This is a genomic window from Psychroserpens citreus (assembly GCF_055686305.1).
In genome coordinates this window covers 2,162,152-2,183,566 of the sequence record NZ_CM145999.1, presented here as the reverse complement: position 1 = coordinate 2,183,566, position 21,415 = coordinate 2,162,152, and the positions used below count along the sequence as shown (strand labels likewise).

General features: G+C 33.2%; 22 protein-coding genes. 18 read left to right on the top strand and 4 right to left on the bottom strand.

Annotation, left to right across the window (positions count from 1 at the left end; translation table 11 throughout):
* Window positions 1-95 precede the first annotated feature (95 nt).
* From ACTU6T_RS09760 to ACTU6T_RS09745, 4 genes are all read left to right on the top strand, one after another.
* Window positions 96-1,286, top strand: a complete 1,191-nt coding sequence (locus tag ACTU6T_RS09760; protein ID WP_460218026.1) for a pyridoxal phosphate-dependent aminotransferase — start codon at window positions 96-98, stop codon at window positions 1,284-1,286.
* On the top strand, window positions 1,286-2,299 hold the full coding sequence (gene murB / locus ACTU6T_RS09755) for a UDP-N-acetylmuramate dehydrogenase (protein ID WP_460218025.1): 1,014 nt from the start codon (window positions 1,286-1,288) through the stop codon (window positions 2,297-2,299). The genes ACTU6T_RS09760 and murB overlap by 1 nt, the downstream gene beginning before the upstream one ends.
* 235 nt (window positions 2,300-2,534) lie before the next feature.
* On the top strand, window positions 2,535-3,074 hold the full coding sequence (locus ACTU6T_RS09750; RefSeq protein WP_460218024.1) for an RNA polymerase sigma factor: 540 nt from the start codon (window positions 2,535-2,537) through the stop codon (window positions 3,072-3,074).
* A gap of 2 nt (window positions 3,075-3,076) precedes the next feature.
* Window positions 3,077-3,871, top strand: coding sequence for an RNA polymerase subunit sigma-70 (locus tag ACTU6T_RS09745; protein ID WP_460218023.1), 795 nt, complete (start codon window positions 3,077-3,079; stop codon window positions 3,869-3,871).
* A gap of 70 nt (window positions 3,872-3,941) precedes the next feature.
* Here the strand turns inward: ACTU6T_RS09745 and aqpZ are convergent, their stop codons facing one another.
* On the bottom strand, window positions 3,942-4,628 hold the full coding sequence (gene aqpZ / locus ACTU6T_RS09740) for an aquaporin Z (RefSeq protein ID WP_460218022.1): 687 nt from the start codon (window positions 4,626-4,628) through the stop codon (window positions 3,942-3,944).
* 156 nt (window positions 4,629-4,784) lie between these two features.
* On the opposite strand from aqpZ, the gene ACTU6T_RS09735 reads away from it, so the two are divergent.
* From ACTU6T_RS09735 to ACTU6T_RS09705, 7 genes are read left to right on the top strand one after another with little or no spacing between them, the layout of a single operon-like run.
* Window positions 4,785-4,988 (top strand): membrane or secreted protein, encoded by a 204-nt coding sequence (locus tag ACTU6T_RS09735; protein WP_460218021.1) that lies wholly within the window; start codon window positions 4,785-4,787, stop codon window positions 4,986-4,988.
* 6 nt (window positions 4,989-4,994) lie between these two features.
* Entirely contained in the window at window positions 4,995-6,107 is a 1,113-nt protein-coding gene (locus tag ACTU6T_RS09730) for a glycosyltransferase (protein ID WP_460218020.1), read from the top strand.
* Window positions 6,098-6,646, top strand: a complete 549-nt coding sequence (locus ACTU6T_RS09725) for an RNA polymerase sigma factor (RefSeq protein WP_460218019.1) — start codon at window positions 6,098-6,100, stop codon at window positions 6,644-6,646. Before ACTU6T_RS09730 ends, ACTU6T_RS09725 begins: the two co-directional genes overlap by 10 nt.
* Complete coding sequence (locus ACTU6T_RS09720) at window positions 6,646-7,857, top strand: Nramp family divalent metal transporter (protein WP_460218018.1); 1,212 nt, start codon at window positions 6,646-6,648, stop codon at window positions 7,855-7,857. Before ACTU6T_RS09725 ends, ACTU6T_RS09720 begins: the two co-directional genes overlap by 1 nt.
* Window positions 7,858-7,907: 50 nt before the next feature.
* Complete coding sequence (gene lipA / locus ACTU6T_RS09715) at window positions 7,908-8,786, top strand: lipoyl synthase (protein ID WP_460218017.1); 879 nt, start codon at window positions 7,908-7,910, stop codon at window positions 8,784-8,786.
* Window positions 8,786-9,781, top strand: a complete 996-nt coding sequence (gene gap, locus ACTU6T_RS09710; RefSeq protein WP_460218016.1) for a type I glyceraldehyde-3-phosphate dehydrogenase — start codon at window positions 8,786-8,788, stop codon at window positions 9,779-9,781. The genes lipA and gap overlap by 1 nt, the downstream gene beginning before the upstream one ends.
* Window positions 9,782-9,832: 51 nt before the next feature.
* Complete coding sequence (locus ACTU6T_RS09705) at window positions 9,833-12,067, top strand: ATP-binding protein (protein WP_460218015.1); 2,235 nt, start codon at window positions 9,833-9,835, stop codon at window positions 12,065-12,067.
* Here the strand turns inward: ACTU6T_RS09705 and lpxK are convergent.
* The gene (gene lpxK, locus ACTU6T_RS09700; RefSeq protein ID WP_460218014.1) at window positions 12,057-13,070 is read right to left on the bottom strand and encodes a tetraacyldisaccharide 4'-kinase; all 1,014 of its coding nucleotides are present in this window, start codon (window positions 13,068-13,070) and stop codon (window positions 12,057-12,059) included. The two genes, ACTU6T_RS09705 and lpxK, sit on opposite strands and share 11 nt — an antisense overlap.
* 52 nt (window positions 13,071-13,122) lie before the next feature.
* On the opposite strand from lpxK, the gene ACTU6T_RS09695 reads away from it, so the two are divergent.
* From ACTU6T_RS09695 to ACTU6T_RS09680, 4 genes are all read left to right on the top strand, one after another.
* The gene (locus ACTU6T_RS09695; RefSeq protein WP_460218013.1) at window positions 13,123-14,217 is read left to right on the top strand and encodes a Nif3-like dinuclear metal center hexameric protein; all 1,095 of its coding nucleotides are present in this window, start codon (window positions 13,123-13,125) and stop codon (window positions 14,215-14,217) included.
* A 2-nt stretch (window positions 14,218-14,219) separates the two neighbouring features.
* Complete coding sequence (locus ACTU6T_RS09690) at window positions 14,220-14,999, top strand: zinc ribbon domain-containing protein (protein WP_460218012.1); 780 nt, start codon at window positions 14,220-14,222, stop codon at window positions 14,997-14,999.
* Between the two features lie 129 nt (window positions 15,000-15,128).
* The gene (gene msrA / locus ACTU6T_RS09685; RefSeq protein ID WP_460218011.1) at window positions 15,129-15,791 is read left to right on the top strand and encodes a peptide-methionine (S)-S-oxide reductase MsrA; all 663 of its coding nucleotides are present in this window, start codon (window positions 15,129-15,131) and stop codon (window positions 15,789-15,791) included.
* 93 nt (window positions 15,792-15,884) lie between these two features.
* Entirely contained in the window at window positions 15,885-17,447 is a 1,563-nt protein-coding gene (locus ACTU6T_RS09680) for a T9SS type A sorting domain-containing protein (RefSeq protein WP_460218010.1), read from the top strand.
* On the opposite strand, the gene ACTU6T_RS09675 is transcribed toward ACTU6T_RS09680, so the two are convergent.
* On the bottom strand, window positions 17,444-18,238 hold the full coding sequence (locus ACTU6T_RS09675) for a class I SAM-dependent methyltransferase (protein WP_460218009.1): 795 nt from the start codon (window positions 18,236-18,238) through the stop codon (window positions 17,444-17,446). The two genes, ACTU6T_RS09680 and ACTU6T_RS09675, sit on opposite strands and share 4 nt — an antisense overlap.
* A gap of 71 nt (window positions 18,239-18,309) precedes the next feature.
* Here ACTU6T_RS09675 and ACTU6T_RS09670 point away from each other — a divergent pair, with 71 nt between their 5' ends.
* Entirely contained in the window at window positions 18,310-18,996 is a 687-nt protein-coding gene (locus ACTU6T_RS09670; protein ID WP_460218008.1) for a hypothetical protein, read from the top strand.
* Between the two features lie 187 nt (window positions 18,997-19,183).
* On the opposite strand, the gene ACTU6T_RS09665 is transcribed toward ACTU6T_RS09670, so the two are convergent.
* Complete coding sequence (locus ACTU6T_RS09665; protein WP_460218007.1) at window positions 19,184-19,603, bottom strand: (4Fe-4S)-binding protein; 420 nt, start codon at window positions 19,601-19,603, stop codon at window positions 19,184-19,186.
* 129 nt (window positions 19,604-19,732) lie between these two features.
* On the opposite strand from ACTU6T_RS09665, the gene kynU reads away from it, so the two are divergent.
* Entirely contained in the window at window positions 19,733-21,004 is a 1,272-nt protein-coding gene (kynU, locus tag ACTU6T_RS09660; protein WP_460218006.1) for a kynureninase, read from the top strand.
* Complete coding sequence (locus tag ACTU6T_RS09655) at window positions 20,997-21,413, top strand: hypothetical protein (protein ID WP_460218005.1); 417 nt, start codon at window positions 20,997-20,999, stop codon at window positions 21,411-21,413. The genes kynU and ACTU6T_RS09655 overlap by 8 nt, the downstream gene beginning before the upstream one ends.
* Window positions 21,414-21,415: the final 2 nt, after the last annotated feature.

The following is a 21,415-nucleotide window of genomic DNA, read 5'->3' as shown; positions in this document are numbered from 1 at the left end:
TGTAACAACAAGTTACAAATGTTAAGTTTTTAACACTACTTTTTAAATAAAATTTAAGATAATTTTCAGAACTTTACCGTTCAAAATAATTAATCATGCCAACAATTTCTAAAAAAGGCGTTTCAATGCCAGAATCTCCAATACGAAAACTAGTGCCTTTTGCTGAACATGCAGAAAAATCTGGAAAAAGCATTTATTACCTCAATATTGGCCAACCAGATATTAAAACACCAGAAATTGCATTAGAGGCAGTTAAAAATAGTGATATTGAAGTTTTATCGTATTCTAGGTCTGAAGGATCTGAAACTTATCGTAAAAAGATTGCCAATTATTACGCCAATAATGACATTCATGTTAATCATGACAACATTATAGTAACAACTGGTGGAAGTGAAGCACTATTATTTACCTTTGGAACTATTATGGATACTGATGATGAAGTAATTATCCCAGAACCATTTTACGCAAATTATAATGGTTTCTCCACTGCTTCTGGGGTAAAAGTTGTTCCTGTCATTTCAAAAATTGAAGACAACTTTGCCTTACCTCCTATTGAAGAATTTGAAAAGCTAATTACTTCGAAAACTAAGGCTATCCTCATTTGCAACCCTGGAAATCCAACTGGTTATCTATATTCTAAAGAAGAAATTAAAAAACTAGCTGCAATTGTAAAAAAACATGATTTGTTTTTAATAGCAGATGAAGTTTACCGCGAGTTTGCATACGATGGAGCAAGCCATCATTCTATCTTGCAAGAAGAAGGATTAGAAGACTACGCTATTGTTATAGACTCTGTATCAAAACGCTATAGTATGTGTGGTGCTAGAATTGGTTGTTTGGTATCAAAAAATGCAAATGTGATCAAAACTGCATTAAAATTTGCCCAGGCACGTTTGAGTCCGCCTACTTTAGCACAGGTTGCCAGCGAAGCAGCTTTAGATACTCCTAAAAGCTATTTTGACGATGTTATTGAAGAATATGTTGAGCGTCGAAACGTTTTAATTGAGGAGCTTCATACGATTGAAGGCGTACAGGTAGCCAGTCCGAAAGGTGCATTTTATTGTATCGCTCAACTTCCTATTAAAAACTCTGATGCCTTTGCACAATGGCTATTAGAGTCTTTTGACATTGACAATGAAACAGTAATGGTAGCTCCAGCTGCAGGTTTTTATAGTACGCCTGGTGTTGGTCTAAATCAAATCCGAATTGCCTACGTACTTAACAAAGAGAGTTTAAAAAAAGCCGTCCATATCATTAAAGAGGCGTTGAAAGTATATAACGATTAATGACAATTCAACATAATATATCTTTAAAACCATACAATACCTTTGGTATAGATGTCAAAGCCAAGCATTTTGTGTCTATTTCTTCTGTAGCAGAATTAAAAACAATTTATGCTTCAGATGCTTATCCAGAAAAATTCATATTAGGTGGAGGAAGTAATATGCTGCTTACCAAAGATGTTAATGCTTTGGTGATTCATCTAAATTTAAAAGGGAAGCAAATATTATCCCAAACAGATACTAATGTTATCGTAGAAAGCCAAGCAGGTGAAAACTGGCATGAGTTTGTACTTTGGACTTTGAATCATAATTTCGGTGGTTTAGAAAACTTATCACTCATACCAGGAAATGTAGGCACCAGTCCAATTCAAAATATTGGAGCTTATGGTGTCGAACTTAAAGACTCATTCTTGTCTTGTAAAGCATTAAATTTAAACACCTTAAAATTAGAAAACTTTACAAATTTTGATTGCCAATTTGATTATCGAAATTCTATTTTCAAACAAGAAGCAAAAGGAAAATATATTATTGTTAGCGTAACCTTTAAACTCACAACCCAGAATCATGCCCTTCACACAAATTATGGCGCTATTCGTTCTCAGTTAGCAGTCATGGAAATAACACGACCTACAATTCAAGATATATCTAAAGCAGTAATTACAATTCGTGAGAGCAAGCTACCAAACCCTAAGGAGATTGGAAATTCAGGAAGTTTTTTCAAAAACCCTATTATTACAAAAGATGCCTTCTTAAAATTACAAGATAATTTTCCTGATGCACCGCATTATATGGTTTCCGAAACTGAAATAAAAATTCCAGCTGGTTGGCTGATAGAACATGCAGGTTTTAAAGGTAAAACATTCAATAATTATGGCGTACACAAAAAACAGGCGCTTGTTCTTGTAAATTATGGAGGTGCCAAAGGATCTGAAATTCTTGAACTATCTCAACTCATTCAAAAAACAATCGCTCGTATTTTTAACATCAATATTGAAGCTGAAGTCAATATCATATAAAAAAAGCCTCAAATTAATGAGGCTAAGGTTCACTATAGAATAGGGAATTGAATATGCTATTAATCAATTTTCTTTACGGAAGAAAAATTCTATTCCACAGAAATTATATGATAATGGATTAAAATCCGTTTTAGTATTTATTTACTAATTTTACTGTCTTATTCTTATATACGGATAAGAACTAATTTTGGACGTTTTAAAATTCAATTTTTTATAAAATTTTAATTAGATTTTTTTGAGCACTCCTATAGAACAACAAATCGTCAATTTACTCGCCAAAGGCGACCAAAAAGCAATAGATCTTCTTTATGAAAATTATGCTGACAGTCTCTATGGTGTAATTTTGAAAGTAACTATTAATGAAGAATTAGCTCAAGATGCGCTTCAAGAAACATTTGTAAAGGTTTGGAAGAATGCCAAAAAATACGATGCTAAAAAAGCAAAATTATTTACTTGGCTGTTTCGAATTGCTAAAAACACAGCTATAGATAAACTAAGAAGTTTTAACAATAGATTTGAAAAAGAAGTCCAAATTGACACATCTAACGTATATATCTTACCAACAGCAAGTTTAAACCAAGATGTTTTGGATTTAAAAACGCATGTTGCCCGATTGGACGAAAAGTACCAAATTGTCTTGAAAGCCTTGTTTTTTGAGGGCATGACTCAACAAGAAGCAAGTGATGAATTAGACATACCATTAGGCACGATAAAGTCTAGATTAAAAATTGGATTACGAGAACTGAAAAAGGTCTATGATCCAGAAATAAATTAAAAATGGAAAAAAAATTACATACTTTTTTTCATTCTGGTTTACTTGACAAGTACATACTAGATGAAACATCTGCTTCAGAAAGTCTGAAAGTAGAACATTATATCAAAACATTTCCAGAGGTGGAACGTGAATATTTAAGGTTACAAGACAACCTGCATATATTAGCTAAAGCCGATGCCGTTGAAGCTCCTAAATTTGTTTTAGATCAAATCAAAAACGAAATAAAAGCAGAAGAGACACCTGTGATTCGTATCGATAGACCTAAACGTAGAACACCTTGGTATAGTATTGCTGCTAGTATTGTTGCACTTGTATTTGCTGGTGGATACTACATGAAAAATGAACAGAACAAAGCACTTCTTAAAGAAAATCAAATTGTAGTTGATGAAATTTTCGATTTGAGAAGCGATATTGAGGATAACAATAATAAACTCGATAATTTAACACGTCAATTCATGAAGCTCAATAATCCTGAAACAGAAAAATATGTTTTAAGAGGAAATGAACGTGCTAAAGAATTAAAAACAGTAGCCTATATCAATGCTGTTGAAAAAACATCAATGATTGATATTGTATCTTTACCTCAATTAACTGAAGATCAGTTTGTGCAGGTATGGGCAGAAATGGAAGATCACTTTGTTAGCCTTGGCATCATTGATCCTTCAGAAAAGAATATGCAAGCACTTCCTTACATGGAAGATGCCTTAGGCCTAAGCATAACAATTGGACCAAAAGAAAACAGTAATAGTTCTGATAACGCTGTTGCGGAAATCGCATTAAAGAATAAAAATAATTAAGCGATAAAACTTAAAAAAAGCCACTTTTAATATTTCATAAGTGGCTTTTTTTTATTTTATGATGATATTACTATTCCTTGTCAAAAAAGGCTTTATGAATAAGCCCTGCAACAATAGCTCCAGCAATAGGTGCTAACCAAAACAACCATAATTGTGCAGTAAATTCTCCTCCAGCAAATAGCGCCTGACTTGTTGAACGTGCTGGATTCACAGACGTATTAGAAATAGGAATACTAATTAAGTGTATTAGTGTTAATCCTAAACCAATAGCAATTGGAGCAAACCCTTTAGGTGCTCTAACATTTGTGCTACCTAATATGATTAGTAAGAAGAACATCGTTAGTAAAAACTCAGCCACTAGAACAGACATCATACTATAACCACCTGGCGACAACTCTCCATAACCATTAGAAGCAAACCCTCCAATATCAACGAAATCAGATTTTCCTGTTAAAATTAAATATAATGCTCCAGCAGCTACACAAGCACCAATAACTTGAACGACGATATAACCAATCAAATCTTTCGCCGAAAACTTCCCAGCTGCCCACAATCCAAGAGAAACTGCTGGATTAAAATGTCCGCCAGATATATGGCCAACGGCATAAGCCATAGTCAATACTGTTAAACCAAATGCCAATGCAACACCTGCAAAGCCAATTCCTAATTCTGGAAAGGCAGCAGCAAAAACAGCACTACCACAACCTCCAAAAACTAGCCAAAATGTTCCGAAGAACTCTGCCAATAATTTTTTCATAATGATTAATATTAGTTAGTAAAAAGTTTAATTTATTAACTTTTAGACACTTAAACAAACTAATAGGTCACATATCTCTTTTAAGCCTCAACAATACATCACAGATTATTCAATTAAAACATTCAAAATTTTTATCTTTGCACAAAATAAATTCTGATGAAACTCATTCTTATCACATTATTACTTTTAGGTCTTGGCGTTGCTGGAATAGCCATTAAATTGTGGGCAAAAAAAGATGGTGAATTTGCAGGCACTTGCGCTAGTCAAAATCCTATGCTCAATAAAGAAGGTGAAGCTTGTGGTTTCTGTGGAAAAACACCTGATCAATTTGAAAATTGTAATGAACCTCAACACTCGTAATTGTTGATGTCTTTCTTTGAAATTCTCTTTTACACTTTTATCGTAATTGTTGGGATTCAACTTATTTATTACGGGATAATCTTCGGTAGGTTTGCTACATTCAATCAAAAAAAACCTACTACAAAAAACATAAATGTCTCAGTCATTATTTGTGCTAAAAATGAAGCTGATAATTTATCTAAAAACCTTCCTCTTTTTTTAGAACAAGATTACAAATCATATGAGTTAGTTTTAATCAATGACAATTCTTCAGATCATACTTTAGAGGTTATGGAAGAATTTAAAAAACAACATAATAGTATTAAAATTGTAGATGTTAAACCTGTTGAAAAATTTTGGGGAAATAAAAAATATGCACTTACTCTTGGTATAAAAGCCGCATCATGTGATTTTTTATTGTTTACAGATGCCGATTGTAAACCTCTTTCAAAAAATTGGATAAATGACATGTGTTCATATTTCACTAACGAAAAGTCTATAGTAATTGGCTATGGAGCCTACAAAACGATTAAAGGTTCTTTATTGAATCTTCTCATTCGATTTGAAACTTTCATAACTGCCGTACAATACTTGTCTTATGCAAAAATTGGACTACCCTATATGGCTGTAGGTAGAAATCTAGCCTACAAAAAGGCCGAATTTTTTAAAGCTAATGGTTTTATAGAACATATGGATATCCTATCTGGAGACGACGATCTTTTTGTCAATCAAGTCGCTACTAAAACTAATGTCGCGCTGTGTGTAACTAAAGATAGTTTTACTGAATCTATTCCTAAAACAACATTCAAATCCTGGATACTGCAAAAACGCCGACATATTAGTTCTGCAAATCATTACAAACCAACGCACAAATTTTTACTCGGATTATTTTACCTATCTCAAATCTTATTTTGGGTATTAACAATAACCTTATTGGTCGTTTTATTTAGATGGGAAGTGGTAGTCCCTCTTGTTATTCTTCGCTTTATTGTTCAATATACAAATCTATATTTAGCATCAAAAAAACTTAACGAAACCAAATTACTTATCTTCCTACCCTTTTTAGAAATTCTTCTAATTACTATACAATTCTTTATATTTATAAAAAATCTTATATCAAAACCACACCATTGGAAGTAAAAGACGCCATAGAAAAAGCAAAGCAAAACGATCAAATTGCTTTCAATTTTCTTTTGGATACGTTCTGGAATAGCGTATATGGGTTTCAGCTGAAACGTACTGAAAATGAAAATGATGCTGAAGATATAACCATTCAAACCTTTTCAAAAGCATTTGATAAAATTCACACTTACAATGATAACTTTGAGTTTAAAACATGGCTAATTACCATTTCAAAAAACTTACATATTGACTTGGTGAGAAAGCAAAAATCTACAATTTCAAGTCGTTCAAATAGTGATGAAGATGATGACTATTTTACTATTATAGACGAATCGCCATCACCAGAAGATAAATTAATCACCGAACAAAATTTAGCTAAATTACTTCGTGATATCAAAAAATTAAAACCACATTATCAAGAAGTCATTAATCTAAGGTACTTTCAAGAATTAAGTTATAAAGAGATCTCGGCGCATTTAAAAGAACCAATGAATAATGTTAAGGTTAAGTTATTGAGAGCAAAAAAATTATTATCAGAAATTATCAAAAAAGAATAGTGAGTTTCAGTTTAAAGAAAATAGGTCCTGGACTATTGTTTGCAGGCGCTGCAATTGGCGTATCACATTTAGTACAGTCAACAAGAGCTGGAGCTGATTTCGGTTTTGGACTAATCTGGGCACTTTTACTGGTTAATATTTTTAAGTATCCTTTCTTTCAGTTTGGACCACGCTATGCCATGGCAACAGGTGAAACACTTCTTGATGGTTATAAAAAATTAGGCAAAGGTGTGCTAATGGCTTATTTTATCCTCACATTCGCAACAATGTTTACCATTCAAACTGCCGTCACAATAGTAACAGCAGGTTTAGCGGAATCAATTTTTGGTTTTTCTATTTCTACAAAAACATGGACAACTATTATCCTAACCATTTGCTTTATCATCTTAATTATAGGTAAATACAGTTTTTTAGATAAACTCATGAAGTTTATCATCGTAACATTAACCATAAGTACAATCGTAGCTGTTGGTTTTGCAATTCCAAATACAAACCAAGCAGTGTCACTAAGCCAAACCTTTCCAAATGCCATGGAGTTTGGGTTCTTAATTGCTTTTATGGGCTGGATGCCAGCCCCCTTGGATATATCAGTATGGCATTCACTTTGGGCAATAGAGAAGAAAAAAACTGAAACCGAATTCAATGTAAAGTCTTCCCTTTTTGATTTCAATGTTGGTTATTTTACAACTATTATTTTAGGTTTAGGTTTTTTAACCTTAGGCGCTTTAGTGATGTTTCAGAGTGGAGAAACTTTTAGTGGTAAAGCTAGTGAGTTCTCTAATCAACTCATTTCAATGTACACTAAAAATTTAGGTAATTGGTCCTATATAATTATTGGTGTCGCTGCATTTACAACCATGTTTAGCACAACGCTAACAACATTAGATGCTTCACCAAGAGCTATGGCAAAAACTACGAAACTATTATTTGGTGACATTATAAAACGTTCGTACTTATTTTGGATTATAATTTTGGTTTTAGGTACAAGTGTTATTTTCTTTTTCTTTTTATCTGAAATGGGATTACTTATAAAAATTGCGACCATTTTATCTTTTATAACTGCGCCGTTTTATGCGATCATTAATTACAAATTAATATGTAGCGAACACACTCCAAAAACATGGCAACCTTCAATGAAATTACATGTTTTAAGCTGGATGGGCATCTTATTTTTAATAGGTTTTAGCATCTGGTATCTAACACGTTTGTAACTCCACATTAATAATATACTTCGTATCTTTGCAATCCACAAATAGATTACATGGATACAAAAATTGCAGAGACACGTAAAGTAATTCGTGAGCCAAAACCGAAATGGCTCCGTGTGAAATTACCAACAGGTAAAAAATATACAGAATTAAGAGGTCTTGTCGATAAATACAAACTAAATACCATTTGCACATCGGGAAGTTGTCCAAATATGGGAGAATGTTGGGGAGAAGGCACAGCAACCTTTATGATATTAGGAAATGTTTGTACCCGTTCTTGTGGTTTTTGTGGTGTAAAAACGGGACGACCAGAAACTGTAGATTGGGATGAACCTGAGAAAGTAGCTCGTTCCATTAAAATTATGCAAATTAAACATGCTGTACTAACCAGTGTTGATAGAGATGATCTTAAAGACATGGGAAGCATCATGTGGAGCGAAACGGTAAAAGCCGTTCGTCGTATGAATCCAGAAACAACTTTGGAAACTCTTATTCCAGATTTTCAAGGTATCGAAAGACATATCGACCGAATTATTGATGTCGCCCCAGAAGTTGTATCACATAATATAGAAACTGTGAGACGCCTAACTCGGGAAGTTAGAATTCAAGCAAAGTATGACCGTAGCATGCATGTTTTAAAATATTTGAAACAACAAGGCCAACGCCGAACAAAGTCAGGTATCATGCTTGGTCTTGGTGAAACGCGCGAAGAAGTTATCGAAACGCTTCATGATCTAAGGAATAATGAAGTCGATGTGGTAACCATTGGTCAGTACTTACAACCAAGTAAAAAGCATTTACCTGTAAAACAGTTTATTAATCCTGATCAATTTGAAGAGTACCAACAAATAGGTTTAGACATAGGGTTTCGACATGTAGAAAGTAGCGCCTTAGTTAGGTCTTCATATAAGGCACAAAAACATATCAATTAATGATTAGAGTTGCTATAAATGGATTTGGGCGTATTGGACGACGTGTCTTCAGACTTATACAGGAGAGAAATGATATTGAAGTTGTAGCCATAAACGACCTTGCTGATGCTAAAACATTAAGTCATCTCCTAAAATATGATAGTATTCATGGAGTTTCAAAACATGATATTTCTGCTTCAGAAACCACAATAAATATTAATGGCAGACAGATTCCGTTACTTAATTGCAAACACCCTAATGTCATTAATTGGTCTCCTTTTGACATCGATTTTGTAATTGAAGCTACTGGAAAGTTTAAAACATCAGAAGACTTAATGCATCATATTAAAAATGGTGCAAAACGTGTTATATTATCTGTTCCTCCGGTTGAGGATGATATAAAAACTGTAGTATTAGGCATCAACGATGATATTATTTCTGGTAATGAGTTAATTATATCTAATGCCTCATGTACTACAAATAATGCAGCGCCAATGATATCAGTAATCAATGAGCTTTGTGGAGTAAAGCAAGCATATATTACTACTGTTCACTCCTATACAACAGACCAAAGTCTTCACGATCAGCCACACAAAGATTTACGTCGTGCTCGAGCCGCAGGACAATCTATTGTTCCAACTACAACTGGAGCTGCTAAAGCGCTAACGAAAATCTTTCCCGAGCTATCAGAGGTCATAGGAGGATGTGGTATTCGAGTACCTGTAGCCAATGGTTCATTAACAGATATTACTTTCAATGTCGAAAAAACTGTAACCATAGAGGATATAAATTTGGCCTTTAAAACTGCTGCCAACACACATTTAAAAGATATTCTACAATATACTGAAGACCCAATTGTCTCAATTGACATCGTCGGAAATACACATTCATGCATATTTGATGCTCAAATGACTTCAGTAATCGGAAACATGATAAAAATAGTGGGTTGGTACGATAATGAAACAGGGTATTCTAGTAGAATTTTAGATTTAATTTGCAATTTATCGATGAAATAGTGTCTTTTATCGAATAAATATTTATATTTGTCCAAATGAAAGTGGCAAATTATGTCCCAAATTAAATACTACATCGTTGCTTTTTTAATATGCTTTACGTGTGCATTATCTGCTCAAACTAATGAGAATGAAGATATTGACGTGTTAAAATTACGCATACAGAATACCATCACTAAATCAGATCTTGATATAGAACGTGGTGATTATTTTAATGCCAAGGACAATCTTGAAAATGCATTAGAACTTGCCATAAGTATTGATGACAAAAAAAGTCAAGGCATAATTCATGCTAAAATTGGAAAACTTCAATACACCGTAAACGAATACGACAAAGCTTTAATATCACTCACTAAAGCCGCTGGTATTCAAAGAGAGTTAAATGATGATGCCAATTTAGCTATAACTTATAGTATAAAAGGCACACTCCACTCAAGCAAAGAAGAGTATAAAGATGCTTTAGGGTATTTAAAATCTGCTAAACAATTATTTGAAGAAGAAGATTTGGAAAGTCATATTCCCGAAGTGACCCTTAATGAAGCCAAAATTCATTTAAATCTTAAAGATTTTAAAATGGCAAAATCTCTTTTAGAGAATACTATTGTTTCTGCAAAGAAGAATAATCAAAACGAAGTACTTTCAAATGCTCTAATTTTTAGCGGCAAAGCCTTAGATAAATTAGGCAATAACCAAAAAGGTATCGACTTAGCAAATGAAGGTTTAGCTATTGCAAAAACGAATAAGCTTATCGAAAATGTCAATGAAGGCTATTTAACTCTAAGTGCTATTTATGAAAACGATAAGAACTTTGAACTAGCCCATGAATATCTTCAGAAACATGTAAAATTAACTGATTCTATTCTTAATATTCAACGTGCTAACTTATCACCTGAACGCAGAGCAGAATACTTAAAAACATATAATGCAGCCGAGCTTGAAAAATTAAAAACAAAAGTAGAAGAACAAGAATCTGACAGTAATCTCGCTAAAATAACTACGATATTAAGTATTGCATTAATTACTATTTTGTCTCTGCTAACGCTTTCTCTTTACAAAAACAACAATATTAGATTAAAATCTAATAATATGCTTCAAGAAAAGAATGATGATTTAATTGAAGCAATGAAACGAGCAGAATTGGCATCAAAAACTAAAGCAAATTTTTTATCTACTGTAACACATGAGCTCAGAACACCATTATATGCGGTGACAGGCTTAACAAATATGTTACTAGAAGAAAAGCCTAATCCAGAGCAAATTCCGCATTTAAAATCTTTAAAATTTTCAGGTGACTATCTCTTAACATTTATTAATGACATACTTCAAATTAATAAAATTGAAGCGAATAAAGTTGAACTAGACCCTGTATTGTTTAACCTTAAAACCAAGGTAGAAAATGTATGCTCAGCTTTAAACAATTCAGCATTAGATAATAATATCCAAATGCATTATGATTATGAGAAAGGGCTACCAGAAACCTTTATCGGCGATAATCTTAAAATTTCTCAAATCTTAATTAACCTCATTGGTAACTCTATTAAGTTCACCAAAGATGGAGATATTTGGGTAAGAGTTTATAGCATATCTAAAAGTAATGAGGACTACATTCTACGCTTCGAAATTGAAGATAATGGTATAGGAATCTCAAAAGAAAAACAAGATAATATGTTTGAGAGCTTCTCCCAAGGCTCGATACAAATCAATAGAAAATACGGTGGAACAGGTCTTGGTCTGTCTATCGTTAAAGGTCTTATTGAAATATTAAAAGGAAAAATCTACCTCAAAAGTGAACTCGGAAAAGGCACCACATTCTTTTTCGAAATTCCATTAACCTACGCTCCAGAAACTGTTAAAATCGAAAAAGAAGATTATTCTAAAAACATTAGCAAATTGGACATTAGTAACATTAAGATCTTGATTGTTGAGGACAACAAGATTAACCAAATGATCACCAAAAAGATTCTCAACAAAATGAATCTAGAATGTGATATCGTAGACAATGGTGAAGCAGCCGTAGAAAAAGTAAAAGAAAATGATTACAAAATTGTTTTAATGGACATTCACATGCCTGGAATAAGTGGACTTGAAGCCACCAAGCGTATAAGAACATTCGATAAAGAATTGACTATTTTCGCACTTACTGCGGTGACTCTAGAAGACAAAATGCATGAATTTGAAGAAGCAGGATTTGACGATATCATTTCTAAGCCATTCAAACAAGAGGACTTTGAGAAAAAACTTTACGAAGTATTGGCCGAAAACCAAAACTCTACCGCTTCTATAAATTAGAGCTCACATACGATAATAGTATTGCATCAAATTCATCTTCATCTTCCAAAGTAAATGAAATCGGTAAATAATATAATTGGGAAGCACGCGATTTAAAATCTGGTTGCAATCGTACATAATCTTTTTCAGTAGTTAATATCAATTTCTTAGACTTCAAGCTTTCAATCTCTAAGGGTGAAAATGCATGATGGTCATTAAATTTTAAATGCTCATATACAATTGATTTTGAATCAAGATATTCTAACAAGGGCTTAGGGTTGGCAATTCCTGTAACTAACGTAATCTTTTTTTCATTCAAAGTATCTAAAGCCACCTGTCCTTGTTCGTTATAAATGTCATCTGAATATGTAATGTGACTAAAAAAAACAGATTGATGAACCAAAGGGTTTAACTTAGCAATAATTTGCTCTTTTTCTATAGTTTCTAGGTCACTTGGACATTTAGTAACCACAATAATATCGGCACGTTTTGCCCCAGATTTTGGCTCTCTCAAATTTCCAGTTGGCAATACAATATCATCGGAATACAAATCTCCATATGCCGTAAGCAATATATTGAACCCTGCTTTTACCTTTCTATGCTGAAAAGCATCATCTAAGAGAATAACATTAGGTTGCTTTTGCTTAATTAACTGAGAAATCCCATGCTGTCTATCAGCATCTACACTCACAATGACATCGTGAAATTTTTGATAATACTGAAAGGGTTCATCTCCAATCGTTTTAGCAGTAGCATTTGCATCAGCAATTATAAACCCAGAACTCTGACGCTTATAACCACGGCTTAATATGGCTACTTTATATTGACCCTTAATCAGTTGTGCTAAATATTCAATAGTTGGCGTTTTTCCAGTTCCACCTGTACTTAAATTTCCAACACAGATAACAGGTAATTCATAAGATTTAGAAGATTTCCACCCCAAATCGTAGCACTTATTTCGTAACCAAGTCACAAAATAATAGATAGGAACAATAGGAAAGAGTATTTTTCTGAGTAGCTTCATTAGAACGAAGTTAATATTTTATATTTGTTTTTAAACTAACACCATTAATAATATGATTGTTCAAGATGTTATAAATCATTTAGAAGACCTAGCGCCTTTGTCATATGCAGAAGATTTTGATAATGTAGGACTACTCATTGGAAATAAAAAAACTACTGTTTCTGGTATTTTAATCACTTTAGACACCTTAGAATCGGTTGTAGATGAAGCTATTGAAAAAGATTGCAATCTTATTGTTAGCTTTCACCCTATTATATTTAAAGGCTTAAAATCACTCACAGGAAAAAATTATGTGGAACGTACCGTTTTAAAAGCTATCAAAAATGATATTGCCATTTATGCCATCCATACCGCTTTAGATAATGCGCTCAAAGGTGTTAATGATATTATTTGCAATACGCTTGGTTTAGAGCGCAAAAAAATATTAATTCCTCAAAAAGGAACCATCAAAAAATTAACCACTTATGTTCCAGTAGGAAATGCAAATGCTTTAAGAGACCAATTATTTAATGCTGGCGCTGGTAATATTGGCAATTACGATAAGTGCAGCTTTAGTGCTGAAGGAAAAGGTACGTATAGAGGCAATGAATCTTCAAATCCTACGATTGGTCAAAAAGGCGAATTCCACGAAGAACAAGAAATTCAAATTTCTGTAACCTTTAACAAACATGTTGAATCTAAATTACTTCATGCATTATTTGAACACCATCCTTATGAGGAAGTCGCTTTTGAAGTAACTACACTTGATAATTATAATCAAAATATTGGAATTGGAATGATTGGTGAGCTTAAAAGTGAACAATCAGCTGTCTCTTTTTTAGAATTTGTTAAAACTAAAATGAATGTCTCTTGTATTAGACATTCAGAACTATCTAAAGACAGCATTAAAAAGGTAGCGGTTTTAGGAGGTTCTGGAAGTTTTGCTATTTCTGCCGCTAAAGGTGCTGGAGCTGATATTTTAATTACATCCGATTTAAAATACCATGATTTTTTCTCAGCAGAAGGTAACATAATTTTAGCCGATATTGGACATTATGAAAGCGAACAATTCACAAAAAACTTTTTAGTGGACTATCTCTCAAAAAAAATTACTAATTTTGCAGTCGTTTTATCAACGACAAATACAAATCCGGTAAAGTATTTATAATTATGGCAAAAAAAGCTGAAACATCTGTTGAAGATAGATTAAGAGCACTCTATGATTTACAATTAATCGATTCTAGAGTAGATGAAATAAGAAACGTTAGAGGTGAATTACCTCTTGAAGTTCAAGATTTAGAAGATGAAGTTGAAGGTTTAAATACTAGGCTTGAAAAGTTAGCGACAAATCTAGATTTAATTGATGACCAAATTAAATCAAAAAAGAACTTAATTGAAGAGGCGAAAGCATTAATCAAGAAGTATACTGAACAGCAAAAGAATGTTAGAAATAACAGAGAATACAATTCTTTAACTAAAGAAGTTGAATTTCAGGAGTTAGAAATTCAATTAGCTGAAAAGCATATCAAAGAATTTAAAGTTCAAATTGAGCAGAAAAAAGAAGTGATTGATGAGACTAAAGATCGTCTTAAAGATCGTAAAACACATTTAAAACATAAACGTGGTGAGCTAGATGCTATTTTAGCTGAAACTCAAAAAGAAGAAGAAGCATTAATAAAGAAATCGGAAGATTTCCAAAAGAAATTAGACGAGCGTTTGGTAAATGCTTACTTACGCATAAGAAACAATGTTAAAAACGGATTAGCAGTTGTACCAATCGAAAGAGGTGCTTCTGGAGGATCGTTTTTCACAATTCCACCACAAATTCAAGTCGAAATTGCATCTCGTAAAAAAGTGATTACAGATGAACATAGTGGAAGAATCTTAGTAGATGCTCAATTAGCAGAAGAAGAAAAAGAAAAAATGGAAAAAATGTTTGCAAAACTTTAATCCTTTAACAGCCTATAACTAAAAGCCTTTATCAATTGATAAAGGCTTTTTCATTTTAATAAAACTTTTACAATCTTGACATTAAGGTTTCTTATTTTTATACGACCCATAGAAAAAGAAAACTTACTCATGAAAAAAATAGTATCAACTTTAGCTATAATTATTCTATTTAGCTGTCAGAACAATGCACAAATAAACGAAAAGCAACAAGCGGTAATTAATGCAGACCCAATTGAAGTACCTATTGAAAATGGAAAAGCTAGAGCTTATTTTGCAAGTGGATGCTTTTGGTGTGTTGAAGCCATCTATGAAAGTGTAAGAGGTGTTGAAGAATCTATAAGCGGATATTCTGGAGGGTTCACAGACAACCCAACCTATCAATTAAGCAATACTGGAGCAACAGGACATGCTGAAGCCGTTGAAATTATTTACGACCCTAAGATCGTAAGCTTTGCAACTTTAGTAGATGTGTACTTTGCGTCTCAAAATCCAACCCAAGTTAATGGGCAAGGACCAGATAAAGGTTCCCAATATCGTTCAATCATTTTTTATCAAAATGATGAACAAAAACAAATCATTGAAGAGAAAAAAGCAGCATTAGCCAAAAAACTTGATGCCACTATCGCAGCAGAAGTATATCCATTTCAAAAGTTTTGGGTTGGAGAAGATTATCACCAAAATTACGAACGACTACATCCAAATCAAGGTTATATCAGAAATGTTTCGATTCCAAGATTAAACCGTTTTAAAGCAAAAATGCCTGAGGTTTTGAAAGAAAAATCTGAACATTAGTGCGTTTCATCGATTAATTTTGGTGTTTTGTCGTCAATAAGCGTATTTTAGCGATTCAGTAATATTAGATTCCCCAAATCTACAAATACACTTATGATGAAAAAAATTACTTACCTACTATGTGTTACTATGCTTTCGAGTTTAGCCTATGCTCAAACTCCTGGTGTTTCAGAGTATTCTAATTCTAATCAATACATAGAATACATCCCTGGAAATTTACCTATTATCATATCTGCACCTCACGGTGGTGTGCTTCAATCTGGACAAACCATTGGTGGTGTATTCTATCCTGATGATGATGCAAATTTACCAGATAGAACATGTGGCACTAATGAGAGAGATGATAACACAGAAATACTAGTAAGACGAATTCAGGATGAGATTTATGCTAGAACTGGCGGTTATGCTCACGTAATTATAAATAACTTGCACCGCTCAAAAGTAGATCCAAACCGAATGGTAAGTGAAGGGTCTTGTGGTAATAGTCATGCGGCATCGTATTGGAGTGACTTCCATAATTACATCAATGATGCCAGTCAAGCCGTAGAAGCAAACTGGGGGAAAGGCTTATATATTGATTTACATGGTCAAAGCCATACTATTCCAAGAATAGAAATTGGTTATAATATTTCTACTACAGAACTTAACTCTTCAGATTTAAATAGCTCTTCAATTATTGACAAGTCAACAATTAAGAACTTAGTCAACAATAACCTAAATGGTTTAACTCACGAAGAACTTGTAAGAGGAGATAACAGTCTAGGGCAATTATTTCAAGAAGCACCTGGTGTATTTTATAATAATAATGTCGATCCTGGTTGTGGTGTTTCATCTGGATACAGAGCTATTCCAAGTAATTCAGATTATGGTAATACAAGTTGTGATGATACAACACCACATAGTAACCCGTATTTCGATGGAAATTTTTATAACAACAGACGTCACGGATCTGGTAATGGTACTGGAGGAGGTGCAAGTATAGGTGGCAGTGGAACCATTGATGGCATCATGACAGAAGTCAATAGACGTGTAAGAGATTTAGGATCCCCTTATGATACAAGACCAAATACTCTTGAACCTTTTGCAATCGATTATGCTAATGTTGTTTTAGATTACTTAGACATTCATTATAATGATTTTTCAGCATTTAATTATGCTAATACGAGTTATGATATAACCGATACCGACCCAACGCCATCTTTAACAAATGGAATTGCTGGAGGAATATATTTAAGTACACCTTCTGGGTTGGTAATTGACCAAAATACAGGTATTATAGATGTTTCAGCATCTACCATTGGTAATTATACGATTACTTATTCAGTTGGGCCAAACTCACCAGATACTACACCAAATAATTACTTTAATACGTCAATAAGCTTAGATATTACAGACAATAGCTTAAGCATTTCAGAAGAAGACTCATTAACCGTAAGACTTTATCCAAATCCAACTTCTGGGATTGTAAACTTTGAATCGAATACGCAAATTTCCGAAGTAAAAGTGCATAGTATTCTTGGACAACGAGTTTTAAATAAAGTCATTAGCAGCAATCAAGCTACAATTGACATGACGCAATTAAGAACTGGATCCTATTTGATGACCTTCTATATTGATGGAAAATCAGTAGGCTCAAAATTAATAGTTAAAGATTAGGGTTTAGTTGCTTTAATTTCAAAAATAAGAGGATAAAGTTTATCCTTTGTAACATAATTACCAGATTTGGTTTCGACTAAATCTGGTAATACATTATATGGACTTTCATCATATTCATTTAAATATTCTATACGTAATCCAGCTTCAACGAGTGCATTAACAACTTCACTCAACCCATGATTCCAGCCATATTCTTTACTAACCATCTTTGAATCTTGATTGGCATAGGTTCCTTCGTATTCTTCATAAATGGCTTCATCTTGCATATAGCCATAGCGCATCACTTTTATGTCTTCCAAATAATCAAACATCCATACTATAGGATGAAATTCAACCATATAAAACATACCTCCCGAATTTAATCGGTCGGCTATCATTTTACCCCATGGTTTTAAATCGGGCAACCATCCAATGACACCATAACTCGTATATATAATATCAAACGTATCACTTATATAATCTGAAGTATTTAAAACATTACAACATACAAACTCTGCGTCCAATTCGAGTTCTTGATTTAAAGCCTTAGCGAGTTTAATACCTTCATCACTCAAATCAACACCAACGCACTTCGCACCTAGCCTACTCCAACTCAAAGTATCTTGACCAAAATGACATTGCAAATGCAGTAGTGATTTGCCTTTCACATTGTTTAAAGCTGCTAATTCATAAGTCATCAATGAAGACTTTCCTTTTTTAAAGGCCTTCAAATCATACATCTCACTTTTAGAATGTACTTTGACTTTTTCATTCCATGTATGTCTATTGACTTCAAAGTAATCTTCACTCATCATTTAAAATTTTCTCTAATGTAATAATATTTCGGAACTATAAAGATTGTAGTAACTTTGCAAAAAAACAAATGACACGATTTATTACATTATTATTTATAATGTTACTATTGATTTCTTGCAAAACAGATTCAAAAGAACAAGCCAGACTACCAATTTCTGTTTCTGAAGTAAAAGAAGAGTTAAGTACTGCCGAGAAAATAGCACAAGCGCATGGTTATAATAATTGGAGCAACTTAAATAACATTGAATTTACTTTTAATGTTGATCGTGGTGACAATCATTTTGAACGTTCATGGTCTTGGGCTCCTAAAACAGGTGATATAAGATTAATTTCTAGTCAAGACACCATAAGTTTCAATCGAAAATCGGTGGATAGCTTATCACTTAATGCAGATAAAGGGTTTATCAATGATAAATATTGGTTATTGGTACCATTTCAGTTAGTTTGGGATGAAGGCACTACAATTTCTGATCCAGTTAAAGAAGTTGCACCAATATCGAAAATAGAACTAAATAAAATCATTTTAACCTATAGTAATAATGGTGGTTATACTCCAGGAGATGCTTACGACATTTACTTTGACAACAATTATCTCATTAGAGAATGGGTATTTAGAGAAGGTAATCAAGAAAATCCATCCATGACTACCACCTTTGAAAATTATGAAACCTTTAATGGAATTAAGATTGCGAAGGATCATAAAATGGCTGACGGTAATTTTAACCTATACTTCTCAAATATTGAGATAAAATAGTAATATATCCTTTCAAACCTTGAAAGAATGCAAGTATTTAGATTTTTGTTGTAATAAAAACATCTAACTCCCGACCTAAGCCGTATATACAGTATATAAATATTCCGCCATTGGCGTCCATATATATTCAAAGCGCTTTAACTACTTCGTTAAAGCGCTTTTTACTTATGCCTATTGTAATATCAAATTAACCTGTAAAACCATCTTTGACGTGCGTTCCATCACAATATGGCTTATTAAATGAAGCGCCGCATCTACAAAAAGCTGTTGTTTTATTTTTAGTCTCCTCACTCCCATCTTTATGAGTCACCTTTAATGTCCCATAAACTAAAAGTGGTCCATCTTTTAAAACTTCTATTTTAGTTTCTAACTGAGTTGCTTCATGGGTATCCTCTCCATTCATATAATACCCAAGAGCTCCAGAAGGACAAGCTTTAACTTGGTTCACAATGGCATCAGTTGTTGCAGCATCAATTTTTATCCATGGACGCTCCTTTGGTTGAAAGACCTCAGACAACCCTTTAACACAAATCGCAGAATGTATGCATTTTTCGGCTTCCCATTCTACGGTAACCTCTCCATTAGTATATTCTCTTATCTTACCCATACCGATATTATTTTTCTTAAAGATAGTAAAAATTTAAATCCTAATACCATCAAAAAAAATGACACTTATTACTATTTCGTTCTAGCATAATTATTCTTATTTTTGTTAGATACCATAAAATCAACAACCTTGTCTGAATATACACTAGGTCTTGAATATGCTAAGCAACAAGACCAAAACGACGAATTCTCAGCTTTCAGAACTCAGTTTCATATACCGAAAGATAATGACGGAAATGAGCTCATTTATATGACTGGAAATTCATTAGGATTACAACCTAAAATTACTAAAGGATATATCAATCAAGAATTAGAAGACTGGGCAAATCTTGGTGTAGAAGGACATACCGAAGGAAGTCATCCATGGTTACATTATCATGAGTTTTTATCACAAACTATGGCAGACATTGTTGGAGCTAAACCTCTTGAGGTTGTTGTAATGAACTCATTAACCGCCAACCTACATTTTATGATGGTGAGTTTCTACAAACCAACTTCCAAACGATATAAAATCTTAATTGAAGCCGATGCGTTTCCAAGTGATAAATATGCAGTAGAATCTCAGTTACGCCATCATGGATACGACGATAAAGAAGGGTTGATTCTATGGAAGGCTAGAGAAGGAGAAGAACTAGCTAATTATGATGACTTAGAAACCATTTTAAAAGAACATGGCGACGAAATTGCCTTAATCATGATTGGAGGTGTAAATTATTATACGGGTCAATTTTTCGATTTGAAACGAATTACAGACTTAGGTCATGCTCATGGTTGTATTGTTGGTTTTGATTGCGCTCATGGAGCGGGAAATGTACAACTCAATCTTCACGATTCGGGAGCAGACTTTGCGGTTTGGTGTAGCTACAAATATTTAAATTCTGGCCCAGGAAGTTTATCTGGTGCTTTTGTTCATGAAAGACATGCCTATAGAAAAGACCTTAACCGTTTTACTGGCTGGTGGTCACACAATAAGCAAACTCGATTTAGAATGCGTGACGAATTTGACCAGTTACCAGGCGCCGAAGGTTGGCAACTAAGCAATCCTCCAATTTTATCCATGGCAGCCATACGCGCATCATTAGATGTGTTTAAAGTTGCTGGGTTTGATAAATTATGTAAGAAATCGAAACACTTAACTGGGTATTTTGAGTTTTTAATTAATGAACTTAATAATTCGGATATTAAAATCATAACCCCTAGTAATCCTAAAGAACGTGGTTGTCAGCTCTCAATCCAAGTTAAAAATGCAGACAAAATGTTGCATAATCAACTTACAAAAGCAGGAATCATTACCGATTGGCGAGAACCAGATGTAATAAGATGTGCTCCAGTACCACTATATAATTCTTATATGGATGTATTTGGATTTGTAGAACGCTTGAAAACCATTGTAGATGCATAAAAGATTGTTCTTAATCTATATTGTTGCAATGACAAGTCTTAGTTGTGGTTCAGGAACATTTGAAAATGATCCAGATACATGGAATAAAGTTTTTGGAGAAGACCCTCCAAAAGAAATAAAAATAATCGATTCAAGATTCTGGAAATCGGCACATTGGTCTTACGAATTTGAATTACATGTCAAATTTGAGACCTCAGAGTCGTTTTTAAATTCTTATTTTATAGAACATTATAAATTCGAAATAACTAAAGACCCTAAATTGGATTTGAATTTTGACGATGAGAAGCCTGAATGGTTTGTACCAAAATCAAATGAGAATTATGACATTTATGAGAGCTCGATTAACAATATGGTTTTATTTAAAGAACATAATTCAAACATTATTTATTTATACGCATTACAAGTTTAGTT